Annotated in this window: 26 protein-coding genes; 18 read left to right on the top strand and 8 right to left on the bottom strand. The window is 74.6% G+C overall.

Annotation, left to right across the window (positions count from 1 at the left end):
• Positions 1 to 276 precede the first annotated feature (276 nt).
• On the top strand, positions 277 to 471 hold the full coding sequence (locus OG802_RS04805; protein WP_329407498.1) for a hypothetical protein: 195 nt from the start codon (positions 277 to 279) through the stop codon (positions 469 to 471).
• Between the two features lie 20 nt (positions 472 to 491).
• On the opposite strand, the gene OG802_RS04800 is transcribed toward OG802_RS04805, so the two are convergent.
• From OG802_RS04800 to OG802_RS04785, 4 genes are all read right to left on the bottom strand, one after another.
• Positions 492 to 1724, bottom strand: a complete 1233-nt coding sequence (locus OG802_RS04800; protein WP_329407496.1) for a phosphodiester glycosidase family protein — start codon at positions 1722 to 1724, stop codon at positions 492 to 494.
• 194 nt (positions 1725 to 1918) lie between these two features.
• Positions 1919 to 2464, bottom strand: a complete 546-nt coding sequence (locus OG802_RS04795) for a GNAT family N-acetyltransferase (RefSeq protein ID WP_329407494.1) — start codon at positions 2462 to 2464, stop codon at positions 1919 to 1921.
• The gene (locus OG802_RS04790) at positions 2457 to 3647 is read right to left on the bottom strand and encodes a bifunctional class I SAM-dependent methyltransferase/NUDIX hydrolase (RefSeq protein ID WP_329407492.1); all 1191 of its coding nucleotides are present in this window, start codon (positions 3645 to 3647) and stop codon (positions 2457 to 2459) included. Before OG802_RS04790 ends, OG802_RS04795 begins: the two co-directional genes overlap by 8 nt.
• Before the next feature lie 185 nt (positions 3648 to 3832).
• Positions 3833 to 5044: a globin domain-containing protein gene (locus OG802_RS04785; RefSeq protein ID WP_329407491.1), complete on the bottom strand. Its 1212-nt coding sequence runs from the start codon at positions 5042 to 5044 to the stop codon at positions 3833 to 3835.
• 261 nt (positions 5045 to 5305) lie between these two features.
• Here OG802_RS04785 and OG802_RS04780 point away from each other — a divergent pair, with 261 nt between their 5' ends.
• From OG802_RS04780 to OG802_RS04760, 5 genes are all read left to right on the top strand, one after another.
• Positions 5306 to 6241, top strand: a complete 936-nt coding sequence (locus tag OG802_RS04780) for a UTP--glucose-1-phosphate uridylyltransferase (protein ID WP_329407489.1) — start codon at positions 5306 to 5308, stop codon at positions 6239 to 6241.
• A gap of 179 nt (positions 6242 to 6420) precedes the next feature.
• Positions 6421 to 6864 carry a hypothetical protein gene (locus tag OG802_RS04775; protein WP_329407487.1) on the top strand — a complete coding sequence of 148 codons (444 nt, stop codon included), beginning with the start codon at positions 6421 to 6423 and terminating at the stop codon, positions 6862 to 6864.
• A gap of 307 nt (positions 6865 to 7171) precedes the next feature.
• A complete protein-coding gene (locus tag OG802_RS04770; protein WP_329407485.1) occupies positions 7172 to 9382 on the top strand; it encodes an RICIN domain-containing protein in 2211 nt (736 codons plus the stop codon).
• Positions 9379 to 9837, top strand: coding sequence for an RICIN domain-containing protein (locus tag OG802_RS04765; protein ID WP_443055182.1), 459 nt, complete (start codon positions 9379 to 9381; stop codon positions 9835 to 9837). Before OG802_RS04770 ends, OG802_RS04765 begins: the two co-directional genes overlap by 4 nt.
• A 29-nt stretch (positions 9838 to 9866) precedes the next feature.
• Entirely contained in the window at positions 9867 to 10424 is a 558-nt protein-coding gene (locus OG802_RS04760; RefSeq protein WP_329407483.1) for a hypothetical protein, read from the top strand.
• On the opposite strand, the gene OG802_RS04755 is transcribed toward OG802_RS04760, so the two are convergent.
• The gene (locus OG802_RS04755; protein ID WP_329407481.1) at positions 10405 to 11046 is read right to left on the bottom strand and encodes a DUF6629 family protein; all 642 of its coding nucleotides are present in this window, start codon (positions 11044 to 11046) and stop codon (positions 10405 to 10407) included. The genes OG802_RS04760 and OG802_RS04755 overlap by 20 nt on opposite strands.
• 287 nt (positions 11047 to 11333) lie before the next feature.
• Here OG802_RS04755 and OG802_RS04750 point away from each other — a divergent pair, with 287 nt between their 5' ends.
• Positions 11334 to 11687: an STAS domain-containing protein gene (locus tag OG802_RS04750; protein ID WP_329407480.1), complete on the top strand. Its 354-nt coding sequence runs from the start codon at positions 11334 to 11336 to the stop codon at positions 11685 to 11687.
• Positions 11684 to 12613, top strand: coding sequence for an anti-sigma factor RsbA family regulatory protein (locus tag OG802_RS04745; protein ID WP_329407479.1), 930 nt, complete (start codon positions 11684 to 11686; stop codon positions 12611 to 12613). The genes OG802_RS04750 and OG802_RS04745 overlap by 4 nt, the downstream gene beginning before the upstream one ends.
• Positions 12614 to 12643: 30 nt before the next feature.
• Here the strand turns inward: OG802_RS04745 and OG802_RS04740 are convergent, their stop codons facing one another.
• Positions 12644 to 14479 (bottom strand): protein kinase domain-containing protein, encoded by a 1836-nt coding sequence (locus OG802_RS04740; RefSeq protein WP_329407478.1) that lies wholly within the window; start codon positions 14477 to 14479, stop codon positions 12644 to 12646.
• Between the two features lie 248 nt (positions 14480 to 14727).
• Here OG802_RS04740 and OG802_RS04735 point away from each other — a divergent pair, with 248 nt between their 5' ends.
• From OG802_RS04735 to OG802_RS04690, 10 genes are all read left to right on the top strand, one after another.
• Positions 14728 to 16386 (top strand): FAD-dependent oxidoreductase, encoded by a 1659-nt coding sequence (locus OG802_RS04735; protein ID WP_329416936.1) that lies wholly within the window; start codon positions 14728 to 14730, stop codon positions 16384 to 16386.
• Between the two features lie 145 nt (positions 16387 to 16531).
• The gene (locus OG802_RS04730; RefSeq protein WP_329407477.1) at positions 16532 to 16993 is read left to right on the top strand and encodes a hypothetical protein; all 462 of its coding nucleotides are present in this window, start codon (positions 16532 to 16534) and stop codon (positions 16991 to 16993) included.
• A gap of 11 nt (positions 16994 to 17004) precedes the next feature.
• Positions 17005 to 17751 (top strand): class F sortase, encoded by a 747-nt coding sequence (locus OG802_RS04725; protein ID WP_443055181.1) that lies wholly within the window; start codon positions 17005 to 17007, stop codon positions 17749 to 17751.
• A 136-nt stretch (positions 17752 to 17887) separates the two neighbouring features.
• A complete protein-coding gene (locus OG802_RS04720; protein WP_329407476.1) occupies positions 17888 to 19042 on the top strand; it encodes a SchA/CurD-like domain-containing protein in 1155 nt (384 codons plus the stop codon).
• Positions 19043 to 19115: 73 nt separating this feature from the next.
• Positions 19116 to 19559 carry a cupin domain-containing protein gene (locus OG802_RS04715; RefSeq protein ID WP_329407474.1) on the top strand — a complete coding sequence of 148 codons (444 nt, stop codon included), beginning with the start codon at positions 19116 to 19118 and terminating at the stop codon, positions 19557 to 19559.
• Complete coding sequence (locus OG802_RS04710; protein WP_329407473.1) at positions 19556 to 20824, top strand: beta-ketoacyl-[acyl-carrier-protein] synthase family protein; 1269 nt, start codon at positions 19556 to 19558, stop codon at positions 20822 to 20824. Before OG802_RS04715 ends, OG802_RS04710 begins: the two co-directional genes overlap by 4 nt.
• Positions 20821 to 22071: a ketosynthase chain-length factor gene (locus tag OG802_RS04705; RefSeq protein WP_329407471.1), complete on the top strand. Its 1251-nt coding sequence runs from the start codon at positions 20821 to 20823 to the stop codon at positions 22069 to 22071. Before OG802_RS04710 ends, OG802_RS04705 begins: the two co-directional genes overlap by 4 nt.
• A gap of 53 nt (positions 22072 to 22124) precedes the next feature.
• Complete coding sequence (locus tag OG802_RS04700) at positions 22125 to 22379, top strand: acyl carrier protein (RefSeq protein ID WP_069772250.1); 255 nt, start codon at positions 22125 to 22127, stop codon at positions 22377 to 22379.
• A gap of 1 nt (position 22380) precedes the next feature.
• Positions 22381 to 22860 (top strand): SRPBCC family protein, encoded by a 480-nt coding sequence (locus tag OG802_RS04695; RefSeq protein WP_329407468.1) that lies wholly within the window; start codon positions 22381 to 22383, stop codon positions 22858 to 22860.
• A gap of 20 nt (positions 22861 to 22880) precedes the next feature.
• On the top strand, positions 22881 to 23213 hold the full coding sequence (locus OG802_RS04690) for a TcmI family type II polyketide cyclase (RefSeq protein WP_069772252.1): 333 nt from the start codon (positions 22881 to 22883) through the stop codon (positions 23211 to 23213).
• Positions 23214 to 23301: 88 nt separating this feature from the next.
• On the opposite strand, the gene OG802_RS04685 is transcribed toward OG802_RS04690, so the two are convergent.
• A complete protein-coding gene (locus OG802_RS04685) occupies positions 23302 to 24372 on the bottom strand; it encodes a methyltransferase (protein ID WP_443055180.1) in 1071 nt (356 codons plus the stop codon).
• Positions 24373 to 24517: 145 nt separating this feature from the next.
• The gene (locus tag OG802_RS04680) at positions 24518 to 25663 is read right to left on the bottom strand and encodes a right-handed parallel beta-helix repeat-containing protein (protein WP_329407465.1); all 1146 of its coding nucleotides are present in this window, start codon (positions 25661 to 25663) and stop codon (positions 24518 to 24520) included.
• Positions 25664 to 25697: the final 34 nt, after the last annotated feature.

Genomic DNA, 25697 nt, shown 5'->3' with positions numbered 1-25697 from the left:
TCCGACGTCTCCGGCGGCCGGGGCGGCCAGGCGGCCATCGCGGCCAGGGCGGCCAGGGGCCGGTCAGCCGGGCGGTGCGCGGCCCGCACCTGCCCCGCGGGCCCGCACCTGCCCCGCGGCCCGCACCCGCCCCGCCGTCCTCGCAACCGCCGGATGTCGTGACGTCCGTCTGACACCACTCGTTCGGCGGACGGCCGCACCGCACGGAGGAACCCTCCTTTACGCCACACTTACGGCCGAACGCCGCGAAAGCGGACGTGGCGGAGGAGGTTGACGGTGGCCATTTCGATTTCCGCGGTGCTGTTGCTGGCGGTCCTGGCGATGATCTTCACGCGCAACGGCGGCCTGAAGGTCTCCCACGCGCTGGTCTGTCTGCTGCTCGGGTTCCTCCTGGCCGGCACCAGCATGGCGCCCACCATCCACAGCGGGCTCATCGCGACGGCGGACATCGTCGGCAGCCTGCGGCCGTGAGTCCGCGCGGGGCGGCGGCGTCAGCGGACGAAGACCCCGATGCCGTTCGGCACGGGCCGCTCCGATCCGTCGGACGGATGGTTGCGCACCGTCACGCGGGCCGCGCCCGGCCGACGGGCCACCAGCGTCGACGACCCGCCGCCGTCCAGGCTGAAGCCCTCCCCGGCGCCGAGGTCCCGCAACGCGGCGGCGACCTCCGCGACGGTCAGGCCCCCGCGGTACGCGGCGGATCCGTCCAGGGCCAGCAGGAACACCCGCCTCCCGCCGGCCGCGATGCCCACGGCGGTGCGCACGGCCGACGCCGAGGTGTCGAGACCGGGCAGCGGCAGACCGCCCGACAGGACCGGGTACCCGCCGACGGCGAAGGCGTACGACGAGCGCGACGCGGAGCGCAGCCCGTAACGGACCGTCACCCGCTGCCCCGGCGCGAGCCGCTTGAGGCGCTGCGCGCCCGCCTCCCGCCCGAGGAGGACCGTGGTCCCGACCGCGACGGCGCCGCCGCCGGGTGTGACCGACGCGGAGACGACCCTGCCCCTCCTGAGCGTCACCTCGTAGGTGCGCGCGCTGCACGCCCCGGCCCGCGAGGTGTCCGTGCCGCAGGTGGCCCGCCGGCGTGAGACGCCGCCCCAGTCCGGGGTGTACGCGCCGACGGAGTTCTCCGGCAGCGCGAACTGGTTGACTCCGCCCAGCGGGAGCCGACGGCCCGAGGCGCTGTACGAACCGTCCAGGGTCAGGCTGTCCAGCCGGGCCCTGCCGTCCGTCCCCACGCCGATCACGGCCCTGGTGTCCGTGCCCGGCGGCAGCGGGGGCCCGAACCGCTGCGCGTCGGGGACGGCGCCCTTGAGGGCCCGCCCGTTCGCGACGGCCGGGCCGACGCTCGATCCGGTCGACTCGACGCCCGGATGCTGCGCGGCGGAGATGTCGAAGAAGTCGCCGTTGACGCCGGCGACGGCCTGCTGCCGGTCGGCCAGCGCGGACAGCGGCGCCCGGGCGGCCACCGCGCCCGGGTACAACAGCCCGAGGCGCACACGGGGGTTGGCGAGATCGACGTCGAGCACGTGCGCGTGCGCGGTCCCGGCGGCTCCCCGCAGATCGAAATGCCGGTACGACACGCCGGCCGCCACGGCGGTCGCGCTGCCGCCGGGGGCGACGGCGCCGGCCGGGGCCGTCCCGGCGAGCGTCGCGGCGCCCAGCGCGACGAGCAGCAGCAGGCGCTTTCCGCGCACCCCGGACCGCCGGTGACGCCGCGTCATGGACCCCCCTGGGTTGATCGGGGCGCAACTCTCTCATGACCTGCGGGAACGACCTGCGGGGAGTCGGTGTGAAGACCACGGAACGGGTGAGGAAACCCACGATTGCGAGTGGCGTGCTGCGCCGTTCGGCCGCGCCGCACGGCAGGTTGTGCTAGCCGAATGCGAAGGAGCGCGCGTCCCCACGGCGGCGGGCCTCAGCTCGCGGCCGCAGGCCGGTCCGCGGGCGGCGCCGCGTAGCAGTTCAGCAGCACGCTGCGCCCCGGACCCCACTGCTGGACGACGCCGCCGAGGGCCTGCCAGCCCAGCCGTTCGTAGAACGCGGCGGCCGGGTCGGCGGCGACCACGTCCAGGACCGGATGCAGACCGCGGGCCCGCGCCGCCCCGACGGCCCGCTCCAGCAGGGCCGCGCCGATCCCGTGGCCGCGGGCGGCCGGCGAGACGTACAGCCGGCTGACGACCGCGGGCGCCGGCCGGCCCGGACGGCTGCTCCAGGCCGCCGCCGCGGCGTCCCCCTCCTCGGCCGCGCACAGCGCGGCATGCCCGACGACCCGCCCGTCCAGTTCGGCCGTCCACGCCGCGAGCAGCGCGGGCGGAGTCAGCCAGGCGGCGGGACGTGCGGGCCAGTCGACGGGGTAGCCGCTGTGCTCGTGGACGAGGGCCAGCACCGCCACGCAGGCGTCGAGGTCGGCCGGCAGGCGGGGCCGCACCGCGGCGGAGGGGTGGGCCGCGGGGTCAGTCATCGTCGCCCGCCTCGGGGGCGAAGGCGGCGAAGCGGGCCGGGGCGTGATCGATCGGCAGGTCCGGACGCCATGCGGTGAGGGACTGGGCGCTGCACACGAACAGCGACGGCGGCAGCCGGTCCAGCGGGTACCAGCGCCAGTCGCCGACGCTCTCGCCGGGCTGGTCCGCGGGCTCGCCCCGCCAGGCCGTGACGACGGCGCCGACCGTCATCCGCACGACCCCGTCGACCTGGTCGAGGAGCGTGCCCAGCAGGCGCACGTCCGAGGGGGCCGCTCGCAGGCCGGTCTCCTCGCGCAGTTCGCGCACGACCGTCTCGCGCAGCGACTCCCCGGGCTCCACCGTGCCGCCGGGCAGCTCCCAGGTGCCTCCCCGGTGCCGGCCGAGGAGCAGCCCTCGCTCACCGTGCACGATGGCGCCGACGCCGAGCGTCGCGTGCGCGGCGGGCGGACGGCCCGCGCGGGGGCGGGCCCGCACGCGCCGCGGCCGCCGCGCCCGGTAGACGCGGTAGGCGGCCGCGTTGCCGGGATCGGGCGAGGGCACCGGCACCACGTCCTCGACCACCAGCCCGTGATCGGTGAGCAGCGCCTCCCACACCTCGGGGGCGGGCACCCACATGTGGACCGTCGTCTCCCCGCCGCCCGCGAACCGCAGTGTCTCGGGCCGCGCGGCGAGTTCCGGACTCGGCCCCTCGCCGAGGGAGTCGGTGTGCAGCGCGGAGAAACAGAGCGTGCCGCCGGGCACGAGGGCGGTCGCCAGGGCCGGGAACAGCCGGCGCGGGTCGACGAACGGCACCGCGTTCACGGAGCAGATGACGTCGTACGGCGGCGCCGCCCGCAGGTGCGCCACGGCGTCGGCGTGGATCAGGCGCAGCCCGGGCAGGGAGCCGTAACGGGCCCGGGCCCGCTCGATCTGACCCTCCGACGAGTCGACGGCGTCCACCACCGCGCCGTGCGCGCGCACCAGGCGGGCGGCGTGCCGGGCCGTGCCGCACCCGAGGTCCAGGACGCGTCGCCCCCTCAGCTCGCCGAGGAAGGAGTCGTCAGGCCCGGCGCCCGGGAACCCCCAGTCGATCCGCTCCGCGTCGTCCAGGACGGTGCCGCGCCGCAGATGGTGCGCGGCGTAGGCCTGCCAGGCCGCGGCGTTGGCCGGCTCGGGTCCGCCGGGAGCGAGGGGACGGGACATGGGCGGGCGCCTCCAACAGGATCCGGGACCGGGCGGTACGGCATTCTCGCGGACCGGAGGGCCCCTGTCCGCTCAGCGCACGGGATCGCTGCCGCGGAGGGACGCCCGGTCGCGGGCGTGGACGGCGACGGCCGCCGGGCGGAGGCCGGACCGGCGGACCGGCGGCGACGGACGCGCGGTGCGGGTCACCTGCTCAGCCAGAGGTCGGGGCCGAACACCTCGTAGTGGACGGCGGCCGGGCTCAGCCCGCGGGCGAGGAGGCCGCCGCGGACCGCCCGCATGAAGGGCAGGGGGCCGCAGAGGTAGGCGGTGGTGTCCGGGGGCAGCGTCAGGGCGCCGACGTCGGCACGTCCCTCGCGCACGTGCACGCGGGACCCGTCCGCGGGCCGCGCGCCGGCCTCGTACCACAGGTGAACGGTGGAGTGCGGGAGCCGCTCGGCCAGTTCGGCCTGCTCGTCGCGGTGCGCGTGGTGGGCGGGGGAGCGGTCGGCGTGGACGACGGTGACCTGTCGGTGCGGGGAGACGTCGCCGAGGTGGTCGAGCATGGACAGCAGGGGCGTGACGCCGATCCCGGCGGAGGCCAGCAGAAGGGGGCTGTCGTCCTGCGGGAGGACGAGGTCGCCGAACGGCAGGGAGACGCGCAGGACGTGGCCGGGCCGGGCGTGGGCGTGCAGCCACGTCGAGACCTCGCCCTCGGGGAGGCCGCCGTCGGCCGGGCGCTCGCGCTTGACGGTGATGCGCCAGGTCTTGTGACCGGGGGCGGCCGAGAGACTGTACTGGCGTATCTGCCGCGCCCCGTCGGGCAGTTCGACCTGGACGCTGACGTACTGGCCGGGGGCGAACGGCTCGGTGGGCAGTCCGTCGGGGCGGCGCAGCACGAAGGAGGCGGCGTCCACCGCCTCCTCGGTGCGCTCGGCGATCTCCATCTCGCGCCAGACCTGCCCGTCGTCGACCTGCGCGCGGGCGTACAGGCGGGCCTCCAGGGCGATGAGGGCGTTGGCCATCAGCCAGTACACCTCGTCCCAGGCGGCCGCGACCTCGGGCGTGACGGCGTCGCCGAGGACCTCCGCGACGGCGCCCATCAGATGGCGTCCGACGACGGTGTACTGGTCGGAGGTCACGCCGAGCGAGGCGTGCTTGTGGGCGATGCGGCCGAGGACGGCGTCGGGACGCTCGCCCGGCCGTTCCACCAGCACGGTGGCGAAGGCGGCGACGGCGCCGGCGAGCGCCTCGCGCTGCGCGCCGCTGGCCTGGTTCGCCCGGTTGAACAGGTTGCGCAGCAGGGCCGGGTGCTCCTCGAACAGGCGGCGGTAGAACAGCTCGGTGATCGCGCCGAGGTTGGCTCCCACGGCCGGGAGGGTGGCTCGGACGATCGGGACGGAAGGCGCGGAGAGCATCGCGGTCCTCTCGGTATCAGGATGCACAGCGCGAACTGTGCGCGGCGGCGGGCGGCCCTGGCTGCATCGTAGATAACTTGCATATGAGATACCAATTTAGATCGGGGTCGGATGCGTGTGCCGTGCGTCACGGAGGCCGTTCGCGGGGCGGCATGGCGTCGCGCGCCGTCGGCCCGGTCGGCGGGGGCGGCCGGGCGTTGGTAGCGTCCGCCTGTGCCTGGCCGGCCGGCCCGGCGCCGCCGCACGACCGAGGGAGACGCGATGTCCCCGACGATCCGCAGGGCCGTCATCCCCGCCGCCGGCCTCGGCTCCCGTCTGCTGCCGCTGACCAAGGCGACGCCCAAGGAGATGCTGCCGGTCGGCGACAAGCCGGTCATCGAGCACACCGTGCGCGAACTGGTGGACTCCGGCATCACGGACATCACCATCGTCGTCTCCGGCGGCAAGTCCCTGATCCAGGACCACTTCCGGCCCAGTCCCGCTCTCGTCGAGCAGTTGCGGGCGGGCGGCAAGGCGCACTACGCGGACGCGGTGGAGGAGGTCGCCGAACTGGCCCGCCGGGGCCACATCACCTACCTCGACCAGTACGGCCCCTACGGCAACGGCACCCCGGTGCTGAACGCGGCCCGCGTCTTCGGCGACGAACCGGTGCTGGTGCTGTGGCCCGACGACGTCTTCGTGGCCGAGGTCCCGCGGGCCCAGCAGCTGATGCGCGCCTACGAGCAGACCGGCTGCCCGGTGCTCGCCCTGCTGCCGATGGACCCCGCCGACTCGCGGCGCTACGGCGTGCCGATCGTCAAGGAGGACCTGGGCGGCGGCCAGTTGCGCATCACCGGGCTGGTCGAGAAGCCCGAGCCGGCCGCGGCCCCGTCGGCGTACGCGGCCATCGGCGGCTACGTCGTGACCCCGGGCATCATCGACGAACTGCGGGAGCAGACCCGCCGCTGGTACGAGCACCGGACCGGCGAGATCTACCTGACCGACGCCATCAACGCCTACGCCGCCACCCGCGCGGTGTACGGACAGGTCATCGAGGGTCGCTGGTACGACACCGGCAACCCGGCCGACTACCTCGTGGCCCAGATGGCGTTCGCCCTGGCGCACCCCGAGTACGGCCCGGTGCTGCGCGGCCTGGTCGCCGGCCTCGACGCCGGAGCCGCGGGCGCCCGCCCGGACGGAGGAGCGGCCGGCGCCTGAGCCCGGCCCCGGACCGGCCGCGGGAACGCCGGCCGGCGCGGCGGGGCCGACGTGGCCGACGAGGGCTGACGGGGTGACAGAAAGGCGGTCGCCGGCCGGTGGGAGAATGCGGGGGAGGTCCACGCCGCCGTGGCGGCCGGCAGCCCGTGCGCGCGGGGGACCGGGAAGGAGGCGTCGCGGTGATCGAGTGGGTGTCCCTGAGGACCGGCGCCAGACCCGTGCCCCAGCCCGTCGCCAACCCCGTCGTGTGGGTCACGGCCTTCGGCGGGGCGTCGCTCCTGGTGGCGGCGCACAACGCGCTGGTCGGCTCGGACCGCCCCGGATGGGCGCTGGCGGCGGTGTCCCTGCTGGCGGCGCTGCTGGGCCTGTGCGCCCGGTTCACGGCGGCGCCGGGCACCGCCGTGCTGTGCTGGCTCATCCTCAACGGCTTCGCCGTCCCGCCGGCCGGCACGCTCACCTGGACCGGGCCCCGCGACGCGTTCTGGCTCACCTGCCTGTGCTCCGCCGCCCTGGTCGGCACGGTGCTGGCGCGCGTCGTCCACGCCCGTGCGGCCTACCGCCGGATCGCGGGCCGGGCGGCCCCGCCCGCCCCGGACCTCGACGACGGCCGCCTCGGCCTCTGACGGTCCGTCCCGGCGAGCCCGATCCCGGGGCCGGTATGGACCGGACCCTTGACACACTCATTGCTCACTTCTTAAATCACGTAATGAACTAAGTCTCGTCGAGGGTGGGTTCGCTTCCTTCCGGCAGACCGTCACGGCGGCGCGTCGCGGCTCAGGACGGCTCGGGCCCTGAGCCCCCGCGCTCCCGTGACCGTCCCCGCTCTGTTGCCGCATCTGTCATGAGCATGGCTATTCGGACTCCGCGTCCATGCCCCGCCGTCCTCGTCCGCACCGTCCGCCCCATCGCCCCACCCCCACGGGAGAACACATGTTCCGGTCCCCACGACCATCCCTCGCCGCCCCCTGGATCGCGGCCTGCGCCGCCGCCGCCACGGCCGTCGGCGTCCTCACCGGCGTCCAGCCCGCCCGTGCCGCGGCCGAAGCCGCCGCCGCCCTGCCCACCGGCTGGTCCACGGTGGTCAACAGCGGCAGCGGCAAGTGCCTGGACGCCCGGTCCGCCGCGACCGCGAACGGCACCGCGGTGCAGCAGTACGCCTGCAACGCCACCACCGCCCAGCAGTGGAGCTTCACCTCCACCGGCGACGGCTACGTGCGGATCGGCAACCGCAACGACCCCCAGCAGGTCGCGGACGTCAGCGACGTCTCCACCGCCGACAACGCGGCCGTGCACCTGTGGACGTACGGCGGCGGCGCCAACCAGCAGTGGCAGGCCGTGGACGAGGGGGCCGGGGCGTACCACTTCGTCAACCGCAACAGCGGCAAGTGCCTCGACGTGCCCTCCGCCTCGACGGCCGACAGCGTCCAGCTCGTGCAGTACGCCTGCAACGGCACCGCGGCGCAGCGCTTCCAGGTCGCGCCCGTGAGCACCGCGCCGGGAGACGTCGACCTCGGCCCCAACGTGGTCGTCTTCGACCCGTCCATGCCGTCGTCCGCCATCCAGAGCCGGCTGAACTCGATCTTCCAGCAGCAGGAGACCAACCAGTTCGGCTCCCAGCGCTACGCGGTGATGTTCAAGCCGGGCACGTACGGCAACGACGTCAACGTCGGCTTCTACACCCAGGTGCTGGGCCTCGGACAGTCGCCGGACTCGGTCACGATCAACGGCGCCGTGCACGTGGAGGCCGACTGGTTCCCGCCGCAGAACGCCACCCAGAACTTCTGGCGCGGCGCCGAGAACCTGTCGGTGAACCCCGCCGGAGGCACCGACCGGTGGGCCGTGTCGCAGGCGTCCGGATACCGGCGCATGCACGTGCGCGGCAACCTGGAGCTGAGCGACGGCGGCTGGTCCAGCGGCGGGTTCATGGCCGACAGCAGGATCGACGGCCAGGTGCGCTCCGGCACCCAGCAGCAGTGGCTCACCCGCAACTCCCAGCTCGGCTCGTGGACCGGCTCCAACTGGAACATGGTCTTCGTCGGCAGCCAGGGCGTGCCCGGCAACAGCTTCCCCAACCCGCCCTACACCACCGTGAACCAGACCCCGAAGGTCCGGGAGAAGCCCTTCCTGTACGTCGACGCGGCCGGCGCCTACAAGGTGTTCGTGCCGTCCGTGCGCACCGCCTCCTCCGGCGTCAGCTGGGCCGGCGGGACCGCGGCCGGCGCCTCGCTCGGCCTCGACCAGTTCTTCGTCGTCAAGCCCGGAGCGACCGCCGCCCAGCTGAACGCCGCCCTCGCCGACGGCAAGAACCTGCTGGTCACCCCAGGCGTCTACCACCTGAACCAGACCCTGCGGGTGACCCGCCCGGACACCGTCGTCCTCGGCCTGGGCCTCGCCACCTTCGTCCCGGACAACGGCGTCACCGCCATGACCGTCGCCGACGTCGACGGCGTGAAGATCGCGGGCGTCCTCTTCGACGCCGGCACGACCAGCTCGCAGACCCTGCTCGAACTCGGCCCGGCCGGCGCCGCCGCCGCCGACCACTCGGCCGACCCCACGTCCCTGCACGACGTGTACTTCCGGGTGGGCGGCGCCGCGGTGGGCAGGGCGGCCACCAGCCTCGTCGTCAACAGCGACGACGTGATCGGCGACCACATGTGGATCTGGCGCGCCGACCACGGCAGCGGGGTCGGCTGGAACACCAACACCGCCGACACCGGACTCGTCGTCAACGGCGACGACGTCACCATGTACGGCCTGTTCGTGGAGCACTACCAGAAGCACCAGACCGTCTGGAACGGCAACGGCGGCCGGACGTACTTCTACCAGAACGAGATGCCCTACGACCCGCCGAACCAGGCGGCCTGGATGAACGGCGCCACCCAGGGCTACGCCGCCTACAAGGTCGCGAACTCCGTGACCAGCCACCAGGCCTACGGGCTGGGCAGCTACTGCTACTTCAACGTGAACCCGGCGGTCACCGCGGAGCACGCCATCGAGGCGCCCGACAACCCGAACGTCCGCTTCCAGAACATGGTGACCGTCTCGCTCGGCGGAACCGGCACCATCCGGCACGTCGTCAACGACCGCGGCGGACCCTCCGGCCCGGCGTCCGACGTGGCGAACCTGGTGAGCTACCCGTGAGGCGGTTCGCGGCACGACTGCTCGGCCTGACGGCCCTGCCGGCGGTGACGCCGGGGCCGACCGCCCCGGCCCACGCCGGCCCCACCGCGCCCGCGGCGACCCGGGCGGCGCCCCAGCAGTACACCTGCAACGGGACCACGGCCCAGCAGTTCCGGTTCCGCCCCACCGACAGCGGCTACGCCCGGATCGAGATCCGCGGCGACCCGCGGCAGGTGGTCGACGTCACCGGCGTCTCGGGCGCCGACGGCGCGCCCCTGCAACGGTGGTCCTACGGCGGTGGCGGCAACCAGCAGTGGCGGCCCGTGCCGGAGCCGGGCGGCGGATACCGCTTCACCGCACGGCACAGCGGCAAGTGTCCGAGCACCACGGGCGGTTCGGCCGACTGCGTCGCCCTGGTGCAGCGCACCTGCGACGGCTCGGCCGCCCAGACCTTCCGTCTGACGTCCCACCCCTGAGGCACCGTCACCTCTGCCACCATGGGGCGATGACCGGATCCGGCACCGCCCCGACCACCCGCACCGCGCGCAGACCCGTCCCCGCCGTCGTCCCCGCGGCCGTCCTCGCTCTGGCGGCGGCGGTGACGGGCGGGTGCGCGCGGTCCGCAGCCGGCGACGCGGCCCCGCCCGCGTCGTCGCCCGGCTGGGAGGGGAAGGACGACCAGGAGCTGGCGATGCGGCGGGCCGGCCGCGCGCTCGACGCCGTCGAGCCCGAGGGCGCGCCCCTGCTCGACTCCGGCATGGCCGACACGATCCGGGGCTTCGACCGGACGTTCGCGGGCACGGCCGACGGACCCCGGTCCCTCACCCTCGCCTGCCAGGCGCCCGTGCCGCACATCCTGACCGTGACCCTGGAGCGGGGCACGCGGCGCGACGCGGGCGAGGTGCGGTGCGGCGACCGCGAGGGCGACCGGTTCGACGTCCCCGCGGGCGTCGCGTTCACGGTCCGGATCGCGCCCGCCCCGCTCGACGGCATCGTCCTGTGGCGCCTTAACGCCTTGGCCCCCGACGAGTGCGAGGACGATGTCACGGAGTGCGCGGGGTGAGCCCGCGCGCGGCCGGCCGGCGGCGGACCCAGTCGAACAGCAGCACCGACCACACCGCCGCGAAGGCGCACCAGGTCGAGACGAACTCGAGGCGCCACAGCGCGAAGCACAGCGCCGCGCCCGCGCCGGCCACCACCCCCAGCACCAGCAGCCGCCGGTCGCCGGAGAGCAGCAGCGAGCCGACGGTGGCCAGCAGATAGCCCGCCACCAGCAGCGGCGGATGCGGCACGTCGAGGCGGTAGCCGACGGTGTGGCCGCGGATCTCGGCCGTCACCGGCCCGGTGGCGATCCCGTACGCGAGCACGGCGGCCGTGGCCAGGCCGACGGCGAGCGCGCACGCCGGCCCGCGACGCCGCACCCCGGCCGGGGCGGCCGCCCACACGCCCGCGGGCACCCACACGGCCAGCAGCGGCAGCGCGACGACCGCCCAGGCGACCGTGGCGGCCCCGTCGCCGCCGCCCGCGTGCCACACCGCCGCCTCCACGAGCTGGTGCGCGCCGAGCAGCAGGGGCAGCGCGGCGAGGGGCAGGTCCCTGCCGTCGCGCACCCGCGTCACACAGGCCACCCCGACGGCGGCCACTCCCGCGCCCGCCACCAGATCGGCCGTCGCACTCCAACACATCGCGTCACCCCCGGTTCGACCGTGTCACCGTGCGGGTCACGCTACTTCGCGCGCGGGGAGTCCACCGGCGCGTCGGCGGACGCCGGACGAGGCCCGGCCGGGGCCCGGCGGAGGCCCGGCGGACCCCGAAGGAAGCGGACCGGGTCGACCGCGGTCGAACGCAACCCCCGGACACGGCGGCGGCGGCGCCGGGGCCCGCGTTAGGCTGACAGGGCGGGCGGCGGTCGTCCGGGGGCGGGACCCCGGCGCGGCGGGACGACCCGAGGACATCAAGGAGGACACGGGTGGTGGACCCCTCGCAGAGAGCCGGCGGGTGCGAGCCGGTGCGCGGCGGGGCCGCGCTGGAGGTCGGCCCGCTGGCCGGCCGGCCCGGCATTCGTGCCAGGGGTGAGATCAGCGAGATCACCCGCTCGCCGTGGGAAGCCGCACTGGCGGGCCTCGCCCGGCGCCACGCCGGCGTGTCCTACGTCGAGCTGTCGGAAGTGGGGTTCGTCGACGTGGCCGGAGTCGCGGCGCTCGCCGTCACCGCGCTGCGCCTGCCCGGCGGCCGCATGGTCGTCGAGCATCCGCCGCCGCAGGTGCCGCGCGTGCTGGGCCTGTTCTGGCCGGGCCTGCACCGGATCGAGGTGGCGCCGCGATGAGCACGGTCGTGACCGACGAGGCGTTCGACCATCCCGCGCTGTTCTACCGCGGCGAGCGGGAGTACCTGGACGGGACGGTGTCGTTCGTCCGGGAGGGCCTGGGCCTCGGCGAGCCGGTGGCGGTGGCGGTGCCCGGCCCCCGCCTGGAACTGATCAGGACGGCGCTGGGCGACGACGCCGAGGACGTCCTGCTGCTCGACATGACGCGGGCCGGCCGCAACCCGGGCCGGATCATCCCCGGAGTGCTCCGCTCGTTCGCCGACGCCCATCCGGACACGCGCGCGCGGATCATCGGCGAGCCGGTCTGGGCCGGCCGCAGCGCGCTGGAGTACCCGGCGTGCGCACAGCACGAGGCGCTGATCAACGCGGCCTTCGAGGGCCGCGCGGTCACCATCCTGTGCCCCTACGACGAGGAGCACCTGGACGAGAGGGCCCTCGCCGACGCGGCGGTCACCCACCCGGTGATCGTGTCCCGTGACGGACGCCGGACCAGCGACGTCTACGACTGGCGCTCCGTCGTCGACCGCTACAACGAGGCGCTGGAGCCCGCGGCGGACGCGGCGGTGCTCTCCTTCGACGCCGCGAACCTGTACACGGCCCGCGCGTTCACGGTCGAGCAGGCCGGCCGGCTCGGCCTCGGCGGGCAGCGGCTCCAGGACGCCGAACTGGCGGTGGCGGAGCTGACCACGAACAGCGTGGTGCACGGCGGCGGACACGGGACGCTCGCGGTCTGGGCCGAGGCGGACCGGCTCGTGTGCGAGGTCCGCGACACCGGCCGGCTGACGGACCCGCTGGCCGGCCGCAGGCCGCCCGCCCGGGGCCAGATCGGCGGGCGCGGCCTGATGCTGGTGCACTACGTGGCGGACCTGGTGCGGCAGCACACCGGCGACGACGGCACGACGGTCCGCTTCTACCTGACCTGTTGAGCCGCCCCGCCCGTCGAGCCGCCCCGCCCGTCAGTCCTGCGCGCGCAGCGCCGCCCAGGTGGCCTTCGTGACGACGCCGTTGGCCTTCAGCCCCCGGTCGCCCTGGAAGCCGCGGACGGCCGCCTCGGTGTCCTCGCCGAAGGAGCCGTTGACGCCCGAGGCGCCCACGCCGTAGCCGCGTTCGGTGAGCATGCACTGCGCCTGCCGCACCCGCTTGCCGGTGTCGCCGAGGCTGGTGCGGCCACTGCCCGCGTAGTACGCGCAGTGGGCGATCCAGGGCGGCGTGCCCGGCTCGACCGGCGTGGCGTCGGGGGAGGGGCTCGGGGAGGCGGAAGCGGAGACGTCGCCGGCCGGGGCGGAGGGCACGCTCCCCGGACCGGCGGCCGGGGGCGAGGACGCCGGGCGGGACGGCGCGGCGTCCTCCTCGGCCGTGACGACGTCGGCCCGCCCGTTCGACGAGCCCGCGACGGAGGCCCGTTCCCTGGCGCCGGCCGAAGGCGTGCCGCCGCGGACCCCGGTCGTGGGAACACCGCCCGCCTCGCTGCCGTACGGCGACTCGGAGGCCCGTGGCGAGGCGGTCGCCGGGTCGTCGTCGTGCATGAGGGAGAAGGCGCCGGCGGCGACCGCGCACAGGACGGCGACCGAGGCGAGGGCCGCGACCCGCCTGCGCCGCGCCCGTGGCCCGGCCGCGGGCGCGGGCGACGCCGCCACGTCGGCCGGCTCCGTGCCCGCCGGCTCCTTGCCCGCCGGCGCCGGGGCCCCTTCCGGGGAGGCGTGGCCGGACGGCGCCGGGGCCCCCGGCCGGGGACCGCGCCCGGACGGCGGCTCCGCGGGCCCGGCCGCCCGTCCCGCCCGGTGCTCGGCGGGGCGCAGGCCGGCGGCGCGTTCGACGGGAAGGCGGTACAGGGTCTCGTAGGCGTGCTGCCGGGCCAGCACCGCGCCGCGCAGCGGCTCCGGCCAGCCGGTCGCGGCGGCGCGGGCCCCGACCGCGTCGATCAGGTCCCGCGGGGCGGGGCGCAGTCCCGGTTCCTTGGCCAGACAGGCGGTCAGCAGCGCGCCCAGCTCCGGGTCGGCCGCCGCCACCGCGGCCGTCACCTCCGTGTTCGGTTCCTCGAAGGCCACCCGGTGCATCACGTCCACCCCGGTGCCGTCGCCGAACGGGGCCCGTCCGGTCGCCGCGTAGAGCAGGGTGCCGGCCAGCGAGAACACGTCGGAGGCGGTGTCGCAGTGACCCGTCCTCAGGTACTCCGGGGACATGTAGGCCGCGGTGCCCACCCGGTTGCCGGTCCCGGTGATCGCGCTGGCGTCCAGCGCCTTGGAGATGCCGAAGTCGATGACGTACGCGCCCCGAGCCGACACCAGCACGTTGGACGGCTTCAGGTCCCGGTGGACCACCTCCACCGCGGCGAGCGCGGTCAGCGCCCGCGCCAGCTCGGCGGTCAGCCGCCACACGGCGGCCGTCGGCAGCGCCCCGCCGCCGCGCACCGCGTCGGCGAGATCGAGACCGGGGACGTACTCGGTGGCCATCCACAGCAGCCGGTCGTCCCAGCCGGTCCCGCGTAAACCGGGGGCGTGCGGCGGACCGAGCCGGCCGTGCACCGCCGCCTCGCGTTCGAAGCGGCGCTGGAAGCGGACGTCCTCGGCGTACTCCGGACGGATCACCTTCACCGCGAAGAGGCCGGGCGTGTCGTCGGCGGCCCGGGCCAGGTAGACGCGGCCCATCCCGCCGCTGCCGAGGAGCGCCACCGGCACGAAGGGCCCGACCCGGTCCGGGTCGCCGGTCCGCAGGGGTGTGGCCCCGGTCCGGCGGAGCGCGGCGGCCTCTTCCGCCGTGGAGTTCAGTGGGGACGGCAGCTGGTCGGACACGGAACTCCCGAAGTGATGTTCGTCGTAACTCAGTTCGCACAGGGCGGGAGATCGAGGCTAGCCGAGCCGGGCCTCGTGCTCAGCGTTTCTCGCGGTTCCGTCCGCCCGGCGCGGCCGGCGGCGGACCCGCCGCCCGGCACGACGCAGGCGGGTGAAGCCTGAGGCGCCGTCAGCTCCACGGGGCATGCATGAGGATCTCCGCCGTATCCGGCCGGGTCGGCGGAATCGACGCGCTGGAGGCGAACGTGATGAAGGAACGAGAAGAACCGACCGGCCCGCCCGTCCTCAGGGTCCCGGTCCTCATCGTCGGCGGGTCCCTGGTCGGCCTGGCGACCTCGTTGTTCCTGGGCAGGCTCGGCGTGCCGCACCTGCTGGTGGAACGGCACGCCGGCACCTCCATCCATCCCCGCGGCCGCGGGAACAACGTCCGCACGATGGAGCTGTTCCGGGTGGCCGGCGTCGAGCGGGACATCCAGGACGCGGCGGCCACCCTCGCCGACAACCACGGCATCCTTCAGACGCCCACCCTGGTCGGCGACGCGGGCGAATGGCTGTTCCGCGACATCGACCCGGGCGGCGGACTGGCCCGCTTCAGCCCCAGCTCCTGGTGCCTGTGCAGCCAGAACGACCTGGAGCCGGTCCTGCTCGACCACGCGCGGCGGCTCGGCGGCGACCTGCGGTTCTCCACGGAGCTGATGTCGTTCGAGACCGACGCGCACGGCGTCACCGCCGTGGCGAAGAGCCGCGAGACCGGTGAGCACATCACCGTCCGCGCGGACTACCTCGTCGCCGCCGACGGCCCGCGCAGCCCCGTCCGCGAGCAGCTCGGCATCGGCCAGAGCGGGCCGGGCGACCTGTTCCACAACGTCAGCCTGACGTTCCGGTCCCGCCGCCTCGCCGACGTCGTGGGCGACCGCCGCTTCATCGTCTGCTACCTGACCAGCCCGGACGCCGACGGCGCGCTCCTGCCCGTGGACAACCGCGAGAACTGGGTCTTCCACGCCCCGTGGCACCCCGAACAGGGGGAAACCCTGGAGGAGTTCACCGAGGAGCGGTGCGTCGAGCACATCCGGCGGGCGGTCGGTGTGGCGGACCTCGACGTGGAGATCACCGGCCGGGCGCCCTGGCACGCCGCGCAGCGGGTCGCCCGCAGCTACCGGTCCGGCAGGGTGTTCCTGGCCGGAGACTCGGCCCACGAGATGTCCCCGACCGGGGCCTTCGGGTCCAACACCGGCATCCAGGACGCCCACAACCTCGCCTGGAAGCTGGCCGCGGTGCTCGACGGCTGGGCGGGGGAGGGGCTGCTGGACACCTACGACGCCGAGCGCCGGCCCGTCGCGGAGGCCACCAGCGCCCGTGCCGCCGTCAGGTCCGCCGAGCACAGCCACCCCGGGTTCGCCGCGCCGGCCGGCTCCGGCGGCGGCGGCCCGCAGCGCGGCATCCTCAACGTGGCCCTCGGCTACCGCTACCCGAAGGGCGCCGTCGTCGGCGCGGACCCCGAGGTCCCGGTCGTCCCCGAGGGCCTCGACCTGAACGGCGGCCCCGGCAGCCGGGCGCCCCACCTGTGGGTGCGCCGCGGCGGCGAGCGGATCTCCACCCTCGACCTCTACGAGCGGACCCTGGTCCTGCTCAGCGACGCCGGGGAGCCGGGCGGCTGGCACGAGGCCGCGGGACGGCTGGCCGCGGAACTCGCCCTTCCGCTCCGCTCGTACCGGGTGGGGACGGAGGCCGGCGCCGACCTGGTCGCGGAGGACGGCGCCGACTGGGCGGAGCGGCACGGCACGGCCCGCGGCGGCGCCGTGCTGGTCCGGCCCGACGGATTCGTGGCCTGGCGTGCGCAGGGCCCCGACCGGGAGGCCGAATCGACGCTGCGCCAGGTCCTGACCGCCGGGCTCTCGCTCTCCTGAAGCTCCTGCGAGGCCGCGCGCCTCACCCGTGTGAACGCCCCGAGTGGTGCCGCGGAGCACCCTGTCTGACGGTGGATCACGTCCCGGACGGGCCCGTCGAGCTGACGCGGTGTCGGCTGCCCGGCCGTGACGGAAGGACCATCGGATGCGCTCTGCTCGCACCACTCCGGCCACCGCTGCCACCGCTGCCGCCCTCGCGGCGGGCGCTCCCGGCGCCCAGGCGGCCGACGGCGGCCGGGACCACGACGGCTCGTCCCACGGCCCGGAGGACGGCTCCTCCACCGGCACGGGCGGCGGCCCCCGGTCCGGCGAGCACGACCGGCACGACGGCGACGGACAAAGGGGCGAGCACGACGAGTCCCGCGGCCGCACGCACACGGGCGGCGGCGCCCTCGCCGGCCACTCCCTCGCCGCCGGCGGACCCGGCACCCCCGCCCCGACCGGCGCCGGCCCGCCCGCCCTGCGCCGCCACAAGACGGTGAGGGCCGCCGCGGGCGCGACCCCTGCCGGCCGCGACCGCGAAGCCGCGGCCGCCGCGCGCGCCCCGCGCGGCGGCCCGGCCCGCCTCTCGCGGCCCCGCCCCGCACCCGCCGCCGCGCCCGAGTGAGGTAATCCCCGATGGCAGTCCCCCCGTCCTCCTCCCCTTCCCCCTCCGGCCCCTCCGGCGGTGAGCCGGGATCCGCCGAAGAAGGAGGCTCCCGCACCAGCCTGATGATGATCTGCGCCTCGATCGCCGTGGTCGTGGCGCTCGGCCTGGCCGGCGGCAACGACGCCCCCTCCGGCACGGCCAGCCCGCCGCACGCCCCGCCCGCCGCCTCGGCCCCCGCGGACCCCGCACCGGACGGCCCCGCGGGGGACGCGCCGGAGGCGCAGGCCCCGCCGGCGTCCGACGGCCGAGCGGTCGGAAAGCACCTGCCGCGCTCCCGCCCCGTACGCCTGCTCATCCCCAAGATCGCCGTCGACGCCCCCTTCACCGACCTCTCCATCGGCCCCAGCGGACGGCTGAACCCGCCCCCGGCGAGCGACGTCAACCTCGTCGGCTGGCACGCCAAGGGCGCCTCCCCCGGGGAGACGGGCACCGCGATCATCGCCGGACACGTCGACACCAAGACGTCCCCGGCCGTCTTCGTGCGCCTCGGCGAACTGGCCAAGGGCGATCTGTTCCACGTCCTGCGGGCCGACGGCACCCGGGCGACCTTCCGGGTCGACAGCGTGGAGACCTTCGCCAAGGACGACTTCCCCAGCGAACGGGTGTACGCCGACACCGCGCAGGCCCAGGCCCGCCTGATCACCTGCGCGGGCGACTACGACCGGCAGGTCAAGGACTACACGGACAACCTGGTCGTCTTCGCTCATCTCGTCTGACGTTCACCCGGCCGGTCACCCGCGTAGTTCATCCGACTCGCGCGCTTGCGGGGACGGGCACAGGATCGAGGAACGCTGACGTCGCATCACCGCGGCCGACGTTCACTTCCCCCTCCGTGAAGGAGATGTGCGCAGGATGACCACCACGTCCGAACGTGTTGCAGGCTCGCGGACTCGACAGGCGTCGCAACGCGTCTCCCAGTCCGTGTTCGACGGCTCCCGCCTTCGCGTCGTCCTCCTGGTCGACGTCTACGACGGGGCTCAGCAGCAGTTCCTGGAGGCCTACGAGCAGCTCTGCAACCAGGTCGCGTCCGTCCCCGGACATGTCAGCGACCAGCTGTGCCAGTCCATCGAGAACCCCTCCCAGTGGCTCATCACCAGCGAGTGGGAGAGCGCCCCGCCGTTCCTCGCCTGGGTCAACAGCGAGGAGCACGTGCGGATGGTGGAGCCGCTGCACAGCTGCGTGCGCGACACCAGGTCGCTGCGCTTCCACGTCGTCCGCGAGACGGGCGGCCCGGCCCCCGGCGACCAGGGCAAGCGCCGCCTCCAGTCGTCGCCCCGCATCGGCGACGGCATGATCCGGCACGCGCTGACCTTCACGGTCAAGCCGGGCAGCGAAGACATCGTTGCCAAGATCCTCGCCGACTACGCCTCGCCCGAGCCGCAGGTCGACGACACCACCCGGCTGTGCCGCACCTCGCTGTTCATGCACGGCAACCGCGTCGTGCGGGCCATCGAGGTGCGGGGCGACCTGCTGTCCGCGCTGCGCCACGTCTCCCGCCAGCCCGAGGTGCGGGCCGTCGAGGAGGCCATCAACCCCTACCTGGAGCAGGACCGGGACCTCAACGACCCCGAGTCCGCGCGGGTGTTCTTCACCCGGGCCGCGCTGCCCGCCGTCCACCACGTGACGGCGGACCGGCACGACGCGCAGGCCGAGCGGTACGCCCTGTGCTACCCGACCCGGCCGGACCGCGGCATGAAGCTGGCCGAACTGCTCGCCCGGCAGGACGAGGCCGCCGCGGACGACCCGCGCAACCCGGTCCTGCGCAGCACGATCTTCCAGCGCGACGACGTCGTCGTCCGGCTGATCGACGTGCGCGGCGGACTCGGCTCCGCCGACCCCGGCCAGGCCCTGGGCCTCGCCGACCCCCAGCAGGTGGCCGAGCTGACCACGCTCCAGGACGACGCGGCCGCGTCCGGCGGGTCCGCCGCGAAGGACGTCCGGCTCGCGCGGTTCCTGGAGCTGGCGCGCATGGACCTCGTCACCGACCGCCGGTCGCCCGAGGCCTGATCTCCCCTCACGTGGGCGGGGGCGGGCCTCCCGCCCCTCCCACGCCGGCGCAGTACACCATCGGAGGAACGTCGTGATCACATCCCGTCCCAGAGTCGTGGATCTCAGCGAGGTCGAGCCCAACACCCGGCGCGGCGGCGACCTGCGCGCCATGCTCACCCCCGCCACGGTCGGCTCGACCAGCGGTTTCATGGGCGTCGCCCTCATCAAGCCGGGCGACCGCATCGCCGAGCACTACCACCCGTACTCCGAGGAGTTCGTCTACGTGGTGTGCGGGCAGCTGGAGGTGGACCTCGACGGCGAGGCGCAGGCCCTCCAGCCCGAGCAGGGGCTGATGATCCCCGTCGGCATGCGGCACCGCTTCCGCAACGTCGGCAACGTCGAGGCCCGCATGGTCTTCCACCTCGGCCCGCTGGCGCCCACCCCGCCGCTCGGCCACGTCGACACCGAGGAAGCCGACGCCGAGCCGGTGGTGATCGGCTCCGAGGCGGCCGCACGACGTCAGGTGCGGTCATGACCAGACGCGTCGCGGTCACCGGCATAGGCATCGTCGCCCCCGGCGGCATAGGCGTGCCGGCGTTCTGGAAGCTCCTGGCCGAGGGGCGCACGGCGACGCGCGGCATCACGTTCTTCGACCCGGCCGGCCTGCGCTCGCGGATCGCCGCCGAGTGCGACTTCGACCCGGCGGCCCACGGCCTGGACGCCCGCGACGCCGAACGGTGCGACCGCTACATCCAGTTCGCCATGGTCGCCGGAGACGAGGCGGTCCGCGACGCCGGTCTCGACCTCGCGGCCGAGAACCCCTGGCGGGTCGGCGTCTCCCTGGGCACCGCGGTCGGCGGCACCACCCGGCTGGAGAAGGACTACGTCCTCGTCAGCCACGGCGGGCAGCGCTGGGACGTGGACCACCGCGAGGCGGCCCCGCACCTGCACCGCGCCTTCACCCCCAGCACGCTGGCCTCCACGGTGGCGGAGCGCTTCGGGGCGCGCGGCCCGGTGCAGACCGTCTCCACCGGCTGCACCTCCGGACTCGACGCGGTCGGCTACGCCTTCCACACCGTCGAGGAGGGCCGGGCCGACATCTGCATAGCCGGCGCCTCGGACTCGCCGATCTCCCCGATCACCATGGCGTGCTTCGACGCGATCAAGGCGACCTCCTGCAACAACGACGACCCCGCCCACGCCTCGCGTCCCTTCGACGCCGACCGCGACGGGTTCGTGATGGGCGAGGGCGGCGCCGTGCTCGTCCTGGAGGAACTGGAGCACGCCCGCGCCCGCGGCGCCCACGTCTACTGCGAGCTGGGCGGCTACGCCACCTTCGGCAACGCGTACCACATGACCGGCCTGACCAGCGAGGGCCTGGAGATGGCCCGGGCCATCGAGGCCGCCCTCGACCACGCCCGCGTCGACGCCGGCGCGATCGACTACGTCAACGCGCACGGGTCGGGCACCAAGCAGAACGACCGTCACGAGACCGCCGCCGTGAAGCGGGTCCTGGGCGCGCACGCCTACGACACCCCGATGAGCTCCATCAAGTCCATGGTGGGCCACTCCCTGGGCGCGATCGGGGCGATCGAACTCGTCGCCTGCGTCCTGGCGCTGGCCCACCAGGTCGTGCCGCCGACCGCCAACTACGAGACGCCCGACCCCGAGTGCGACCTGGACTACGTCCCCCGCGTGGCCCGCGAGCGCAGGCTGAGCAGCGTGCTCTCGGTGGGCAGCGGGTTCGGCGGCTTCCAGTCCGCGGTGGTCATGAACCGGCCGAGGGAGAAGACACGATGAGCGAACCCCTTCAACGGCGCCCGGTCGTCACGGGAATCGGCGTGGTCGCGCCCAACGGCGCCGGCACGGAGACCTTCTGGAAGTCCACCAGGGAGGGCATCAGCGTTCTGGACCGGGTCACCCGCGAGGGCTGCGAGCACCTGCCGCTGCGGGTGGCGGGCCAGATCCGCGACTTCGACCCGTCCGCCGCGGTCGAGGAGCGCTACCTCGTCCAGACCGACCGGTTCACCCACTTCGCGATGGCCGCCGCCGACCAGGCGCTGGAGGACGCGGGCCTGAGCCGGGCCGAGACCGACGCCGCGCCGTACTCCGTGGGCGTGGTCACCGCGGCCGGCTCCGGCGGCGGCGAGTTCGGCCAGCGCGAACTGCAACAGCTGTGGAGCAAGGGCAGCCGGCACGTCGGCCCCTACCAGTCCATCGCCTGGTTCTACGCGGCGAGCACCGGCCAGATCTCCATCCGCCGCGGCTTCAAGGGCCCCTGCTCGGTCGTCGCCGCCGACGAGGCCGGCGGCCTGGACGCCCTCGCCCACGCGGCGCGGGCCGTGCGCCGCGGCACCGACGTGATCGTCGCCGGGGCGACCGAGGCGCCGATCGCCCCGTACTCGCTGGTCTGCCAGCTCGGCTACGAGGAACTCTCCACGGTCGACGACCCGACCCGTGCCTACCGCCCGTTCACCTCCGCGGCCTGCGGGTTCGTGCCGGCCGAGGGCGGCGCCATGATGGTGGTGGAGGCCGCCGGGACCGCCCGGGCACGCGGGGCGCGGGCGCGGGCCGTCCTCGCCGGACACGCGGCGACCTTCACCGGCGCCTCGCGCTGGGCCGAGTCCCGGGAAGGGCTCGCCCAGGCCGTCCGGGGAGCCCTGGAGGAGGCCGGCTGCGCCCCGGAGGAGATCGACGTGGTCTTCGCCGACGCCCTCGGCGTCCCGGAGGCGGACCGCGCCGAGGCGCTGGCCATCGTCGACGCGCTCGGCCCGCACGGGACCCGGGTGCCCGTCACGGCGCCGAAGACCGGCATCGGGCGGGGGTACTGCGCGGCGCCGCTGACGGACGCCGCGGCGGCCGTGCTCACGATGGAGCACGGTCTGATCCCCCCGACCCCCAACGTCTTCGACGTCTGCCATGACCTCGACCTCGTGACCGGCCGCGCCCGCACCGCCGAGGTGCGCACGGCACTGGTCCTGAGCCGGGGACTCATGGGGTCGAACTCGGCGCTGGTGCTCCGGCACGGCGCCGCCGACGCCTCGTAGCGAGGCGCCGCCCAGCCAGGAGACAACGCTCAGCCAGGAGAGAAGAGGAACCGATGACCGACCGCATCACCGTGGAAGAGCTGGCCGAACTCATGAAGAAGTCCGCCGGCGTCACCGTCGCCCCGGACCGGCTGCGGGAGCCGGAGACCGGCTTCGACACCCTGGGCGTGGACTCGCTGGGGCTGCTCGGCATCGTGGGCGAGCTGGAGAACCGGTACGGCACGCCGATGCCGCCCGACGCCGAACGCTCCAAGACGCCCCGCGAGTTCCTCGACCTCGTCAACAGCGCCCTCATGACAGGAGCCTGAGATGTCCGGACACACACAGAACGAGATCACCATCGCCGCGCCCCTGGACCTCGTCTGGGAGATCACCAACGATCTGGAGAACTGGCCGCGGCTGTTCACCGAGTACGCGTCCGTCGAGATCCTCTCGCGGGAGGGACGCAGGACGACCTTCCGGCTGACCATGCACCCGGACGAGAACGGGACCGTGTGGAGCTGGGTGTCGGAGCGCGAGCCGGACCGCGAGACGCGCACGGTCCAGGCCCGCCGGGTCGAGACGGGCCCGTTCGACCACATGAACATCCACTGGCGCTACGAGGAGGTCCCGGGCGGCACGCGGATGGTGTGGACGCAGGACTTCGCGATGAAGCCGGAGGCTCCGGTCGACGACGACTGGATGACCGACAACATCAACCGCAACTCCAAGGTCCAGATGGGCCTGATCCGGGACCGCATCGAGAAGGCCGCCGCCGAGCGCGGCGCCACTCCCGGACTGACCGACTGAGCCGGACGGAGAACGGTTCCATGCACCAGGCCCTCATCGTCGCCCGGATGGCCCCCGGATCGGCCCCCGACATCGCCAAGGTGTTCGAGGAGTCCGACCGGGGAGAGCTGCCGCACCTCGTCGGCGTCGTCCGGCGCAGCCTCTTCCAGTTCGGCGACGTCTACATGCACATGATCGAGTCGGAGCGCGAGCCCGGCCCCGCCATCGCGAAGATCACCGGACACCCCGAGTTCCGGGACGTGAGCGAGCGGCTGTCCGCGTACGTCAGCGCCTACGACCCCGAGACCTGGCGCTCCCCGAAGGACGCCATGGCGCAGCGCTTCTACCTGTGGGAGCGCGAGCCGGCCGGCTGACCCCGGTCGTCACCGGTCGCCGGGCCCGCGGCGCTGCGGGCCCGGCGACCGGTGGTCTGCGGGGTGCGAGGGACGGAAGGGGGGCGCGTCAGCCGCCGACGTGGCAGTCGAACGCGTGCAGGTAGGGGTTGACCGGGCTGATGTCGTCGATGACCAGGCCCGCGTCGGTCAGCCGGGCGACCATGCTCTCGGTGGTGTGCTTGGCCCCTCCGACGTTGAGCAGCAGCATCAGGTCCATGGCGGTGCTGAACCGCATCGACGGGGTGTCGTCGACGAGGTTCTCGATCACCACGACCCGTGCTCCGGGGCCGCCCGCCTCGCGCACGTTGCGCAGCGTGCGGGCCGTGCTCTCGTCGTCCCACTCCAGGATGTTCTTGATGACGTAGACGTCCGCCTTCACCGGGACCGCCTCGCGGACGTCGCCCGGCACCACGCGCGCCCGGTCGGCGAGGTCGCCGCCGGGGAGCAGCCTCGGCACCGCGTTCTCCACCACGCGGGGAAGGTCGAGCAGCGTCCCGTGCATCGTCGGGTACTTGTCCAGCAGGCTCGCCACCACGTGCCCCTGGCCGCCGCCGAGGTCCGCGACGGACGAGTTGCGCGACAGGTCGAGGAACTGCGCCACGTCCCGCGCCGACTGCACGCTGGACGTCGTCATGGCGCGGTTGAAGACGTCCGCCGACTCCGGGGCGTCCTCGTTGAGGTAGGGGAAGAACTCCTTGCCGTACAGGTCCTGCACGACGTTGCGGCCGGTGCGCACGGCCTCGTCCAGCAGCGGCCAGGCGTCCCACGTCCAGGGCTCGGTGCACCACAGGGTGATGGCGCGCAGGCTGGCCGGGTCGTCCTCGCGCAGCAGCCGCGAGACGTCGGTGTGCGCGAACGTCCCGTCGGCCCGCTCGGCGAACACGCCGTAGCAGGACAGGGCCCGCAGGAGCCGGCGCAGCGGCTTGGGCTCGGTCTTCACCGCGGCCGCGAGGTCCGCCACGGGCATCGGGGCGTCGCCGAGGGCGTCGGCGACGCCCAGCCGGGCCGCCGCGCGCAGGGCGGCGGCGCACGCCGCCCCGAACGCGAGTTCCCTCAGCCGCATGGACGGGGGCGGGACGGGGGGCGCCGCCCCCTGCACCGGCGGGTCCGAGAGCTCGGGAGGCTGAACGGTCGTCATCTGCCGCCTTCTTTCCTGCGTGGGTTCCTGAGTGCCTGAGGTTCCTGGAGCGCGCGGAGTGCGGGGAGCGCGTGGAGTGCCGAAGCCGCCGGTGGCCGGGGTCTCGTGCCCGGTGCCCGGCTGAACGGCGTCGGCGGGCGGCCGTTCAGCACAGGCCGGCGGGCTGCGAGGCCCGGCACGAGTTGCCTTCGAAGGTGTTGCCCTTGCCGGCGGTGTCCGTGTTCACCAGGTCCGCGGGGGAGTTGCCGCGCAGGTCGTTGTCGCTGATGCGGTTGCGGTCGCTGGTGGTGCCCACGAAGCTCTTGAACAGGACGATGCCGCCCGAGAGCGGGGACGTGCCGGCGTTGTCCTCGATCACGTTGTGGGTGATCAGGCTGTCCTCGGCGCCGGTCAGCACGATCCCGGATCCCTGAAGCGCGTCCAGCCGGGCGGTCTTGGGGCACGACTTGTTGTTGCGCACGATGCGGTTGTCGCGCACGGTCACGAGTCCGGCCTTCGGCTTGTTCTCGTCGCCGACGACGAAGACCGCGGCGCAGTTGCCGGTCAGGTGGTTGTGCGCGACGGTCAGGTTGCGCAGCCGGCGGACGGTGACGCCGATCCGGTTGCCCTCCAGCCGGTTGCGCTCGACCACCGTTCCGTCCGTGTCGGTGGCGCCCTGCTCCTGCGAGACGCTGTTGGCGAGGAACAGTCCGGCGTCGCCGTTGTCCCGGGCGGTGTTGCCCCGGAACACGCCCCGCACGGAGCCCTCCTGAGCGATGCCCCAGACCCCGTTCTTCACGGCGGTCACGTTGCGCACGGTCAGGTGGTCGGTCGCCGCGGCGTAGACGCCGTTGCGGGTGAAGCCGGAGACGGTCAGGGCGGCGACGGTGACGTCCTCGACGCGGTCGCCCCCGGTGCCGACGATGCAGATGCCGTTGCCGCCCGCGGCGCAGGCGCCGACGGCCGCGGGCTCGACCGTGCGGGGGGTCTTGGCCGTGCCTGGGGCCTTGGCCGTGCTCGGGGTCTTGGCCGTGCCCGTGGTCTGCGCGGCGTCGGCGGCCGGCTCGAGCACCGTGCGCCCGCCCATGCCGCGCAGGGTCAGCCCGGGCGTGCTGACGGTGACGCTCTCGTGGTGGACGCCGGGGCTCAGCAGCACCGTGTCGCCGGGCTGGGCGGCGTCCACCGCCTTCTGGATCGACTCCCCCGGCTTGACCAGGTGGATCCTGTGCGCGGCGGCGGGCGGGGCCGCGCCGAGGCCCGTGCCGAGGAGCGCGGCCGTGCACGCCAGGTATGCGATATGGCATTTCTTCATATTGCTGACGTTATGACCGGAAGGACCCTCAGGG

The sequence above is a fragment of the Streptomyces sp. NBC_00704 genome (assembly GCF_036226605.1).
Lineage (GTDB): Bacteria > Actinomycetota > Actinomycetes > Streptomycetales > Streptomycetaceae > Streptomyces.
This window is presented reverse-complemented; position numbering and strand designations above follow the sequence as displayed.

Excerpts from the sequence above, each read along its gene's own strand:
- OG802_RS04800 (WP_329407496.1), bottom strand. The coding sequence starts at position 1,724 with ATGACGCGGCGTCACCGGCGGTCCGGGGTGCGCGGAAAGCGCCTGCTG.
- OG802_RS04795 (WP_329407494.1), bottom strand. The coding sequence starts at position 2,464 with ATGACTGACCCCGCGGCCCACCCCTCCGCCGCGGTGCGGCCCCGCCTG.
- OG802_RS04790 (WP_329407492.1), bottom strand. The coding sequence starts at position 3,647 with ATGTCCCGTCCCCTCGCTCCCGGCGGACCCGAGCCGGCCAACGCCGCG.
- OG802_RS04785 (WP_329407491.1), bottom strand. The coding sequence starts at position 5,044 with ATGCTCTCCGCGCCTTCCGTCCCGATCGTCCGAGCCACCCTCCCGGCC.
- OG802_RS04780 (WP_329407489.1), top strand. The coding sequence starts at position 5,306 with ATGTCCCCGACGATCCGCAGGGCCGTCATCCCCGCCGCCGGCCTCGGC.
- OG802_RS04770 (WP_329407485.1), top strand. The coding sequence starts at position 7,172 with ATGTTCCGGTCCCCACGACCATCCCTCGCCGCCCCCTGGATCGCGGCC.
- OG802_RS04760 (WP_329407483.1), top strand. The coding sequence starts at position 9,867 with ATGACCGGATCCGGCACCGCCCCGACCACCCGCACCGCGCGCAGACCC.
- OG802_RS04755 (WP_329407481.1), bottom strand. The coding sequence starts at position 11,046 with ATGTGTTGGAGTGCGACGGCCGATCTGGTGGCGGGCGCGGGAGTGGCC.
- OG802_RS04745 (WP_329407479.1), top strand. The coding sequence starts at position 11,684 with ATGAGCACGGTCGTGACCGACGAGGCGTTCGACCATCCCGCGCTGTTC.
- OG802_RS04735 (WP_329416936.1), top strand. The coding sequence starts at position 14,728 with ATGAAGGAACGAGAAGAACCGACCGGCCCGCCCGTCCTCAGGGTCCCG.
- OG802_RS04730 (WP_329407477.1), top strand. The coding sequence starts at position 16,532 with ATGCGCTCTGCTCGCACCACTCCGGCCACCGCTGCCACCGCTGCCGCC.
- OG802_RS04725 (WP_443055181.1), top strand. The coding sequence starts at position 17,005 with ATGGCAGTCCCCCCGTCCTCCTCCCCTTCCCCCTCCGGCCCCTCCGGC.
- OG802_RS04720 (WP_329407476.1), top strand. The coding sequence starts at position 17,888 with ATGACCACCACGTCCGAACGTGTTGCAGGCTCGCGGACTCGACAGGCG.
- OG802_RS04710 (WP_329407473.1), top strand. The coding sequence starts at position 19,556 with ATGACCAGACGCGTCGCGGTCACCGGCATAGGCATCGTCGCCCCCGGC.
- OG802_RS04705 (WP_329407471.1), top strand. The coding sequence starts at position 20,821 with ATGAGCGAACCCCTTCAACGGCGCCCGGTCGTCACGGGAATCGGCGTG.
- OG802_RS04700 (WP_069772250.1), top strand. The coding sequence starts at position 22,125 with ATGACCGACCGCATCACCGTGGAAGAGCTGGCCGAACTCATGAAGAAG.
- OG802_RS04695 (WP_329407468.1), top strand. The coding sequence starts at position 22,381 with ATGTCCGGACACACACAGAACGAGATCACCATCGCCGCGCCCCTGGAC.
- OG802_RS04690 (WP_069772252.1), top strand. The coding sequence starts at position 22,881 with ATGCACCAGGCCCTCATCGTCGCCCGGATGGCCCCCGGATCGGCCCCC.
- OG802_RS04685 (WP_443055180.1), bottom strand. The coding sequence starts at position 24,372 with ATGACGACCGTTCAGCCTCCCGAGCTCTCGGACCCGCCGGTGCAGGGG.
- OG802_RS04680 (WP_329407465.1), bottom strand. The coding sequence starts at position 25,663 with ATGAAGAAATGCCATATCGCATACCTGGCGTGCACGGCCGCGCTCCTC.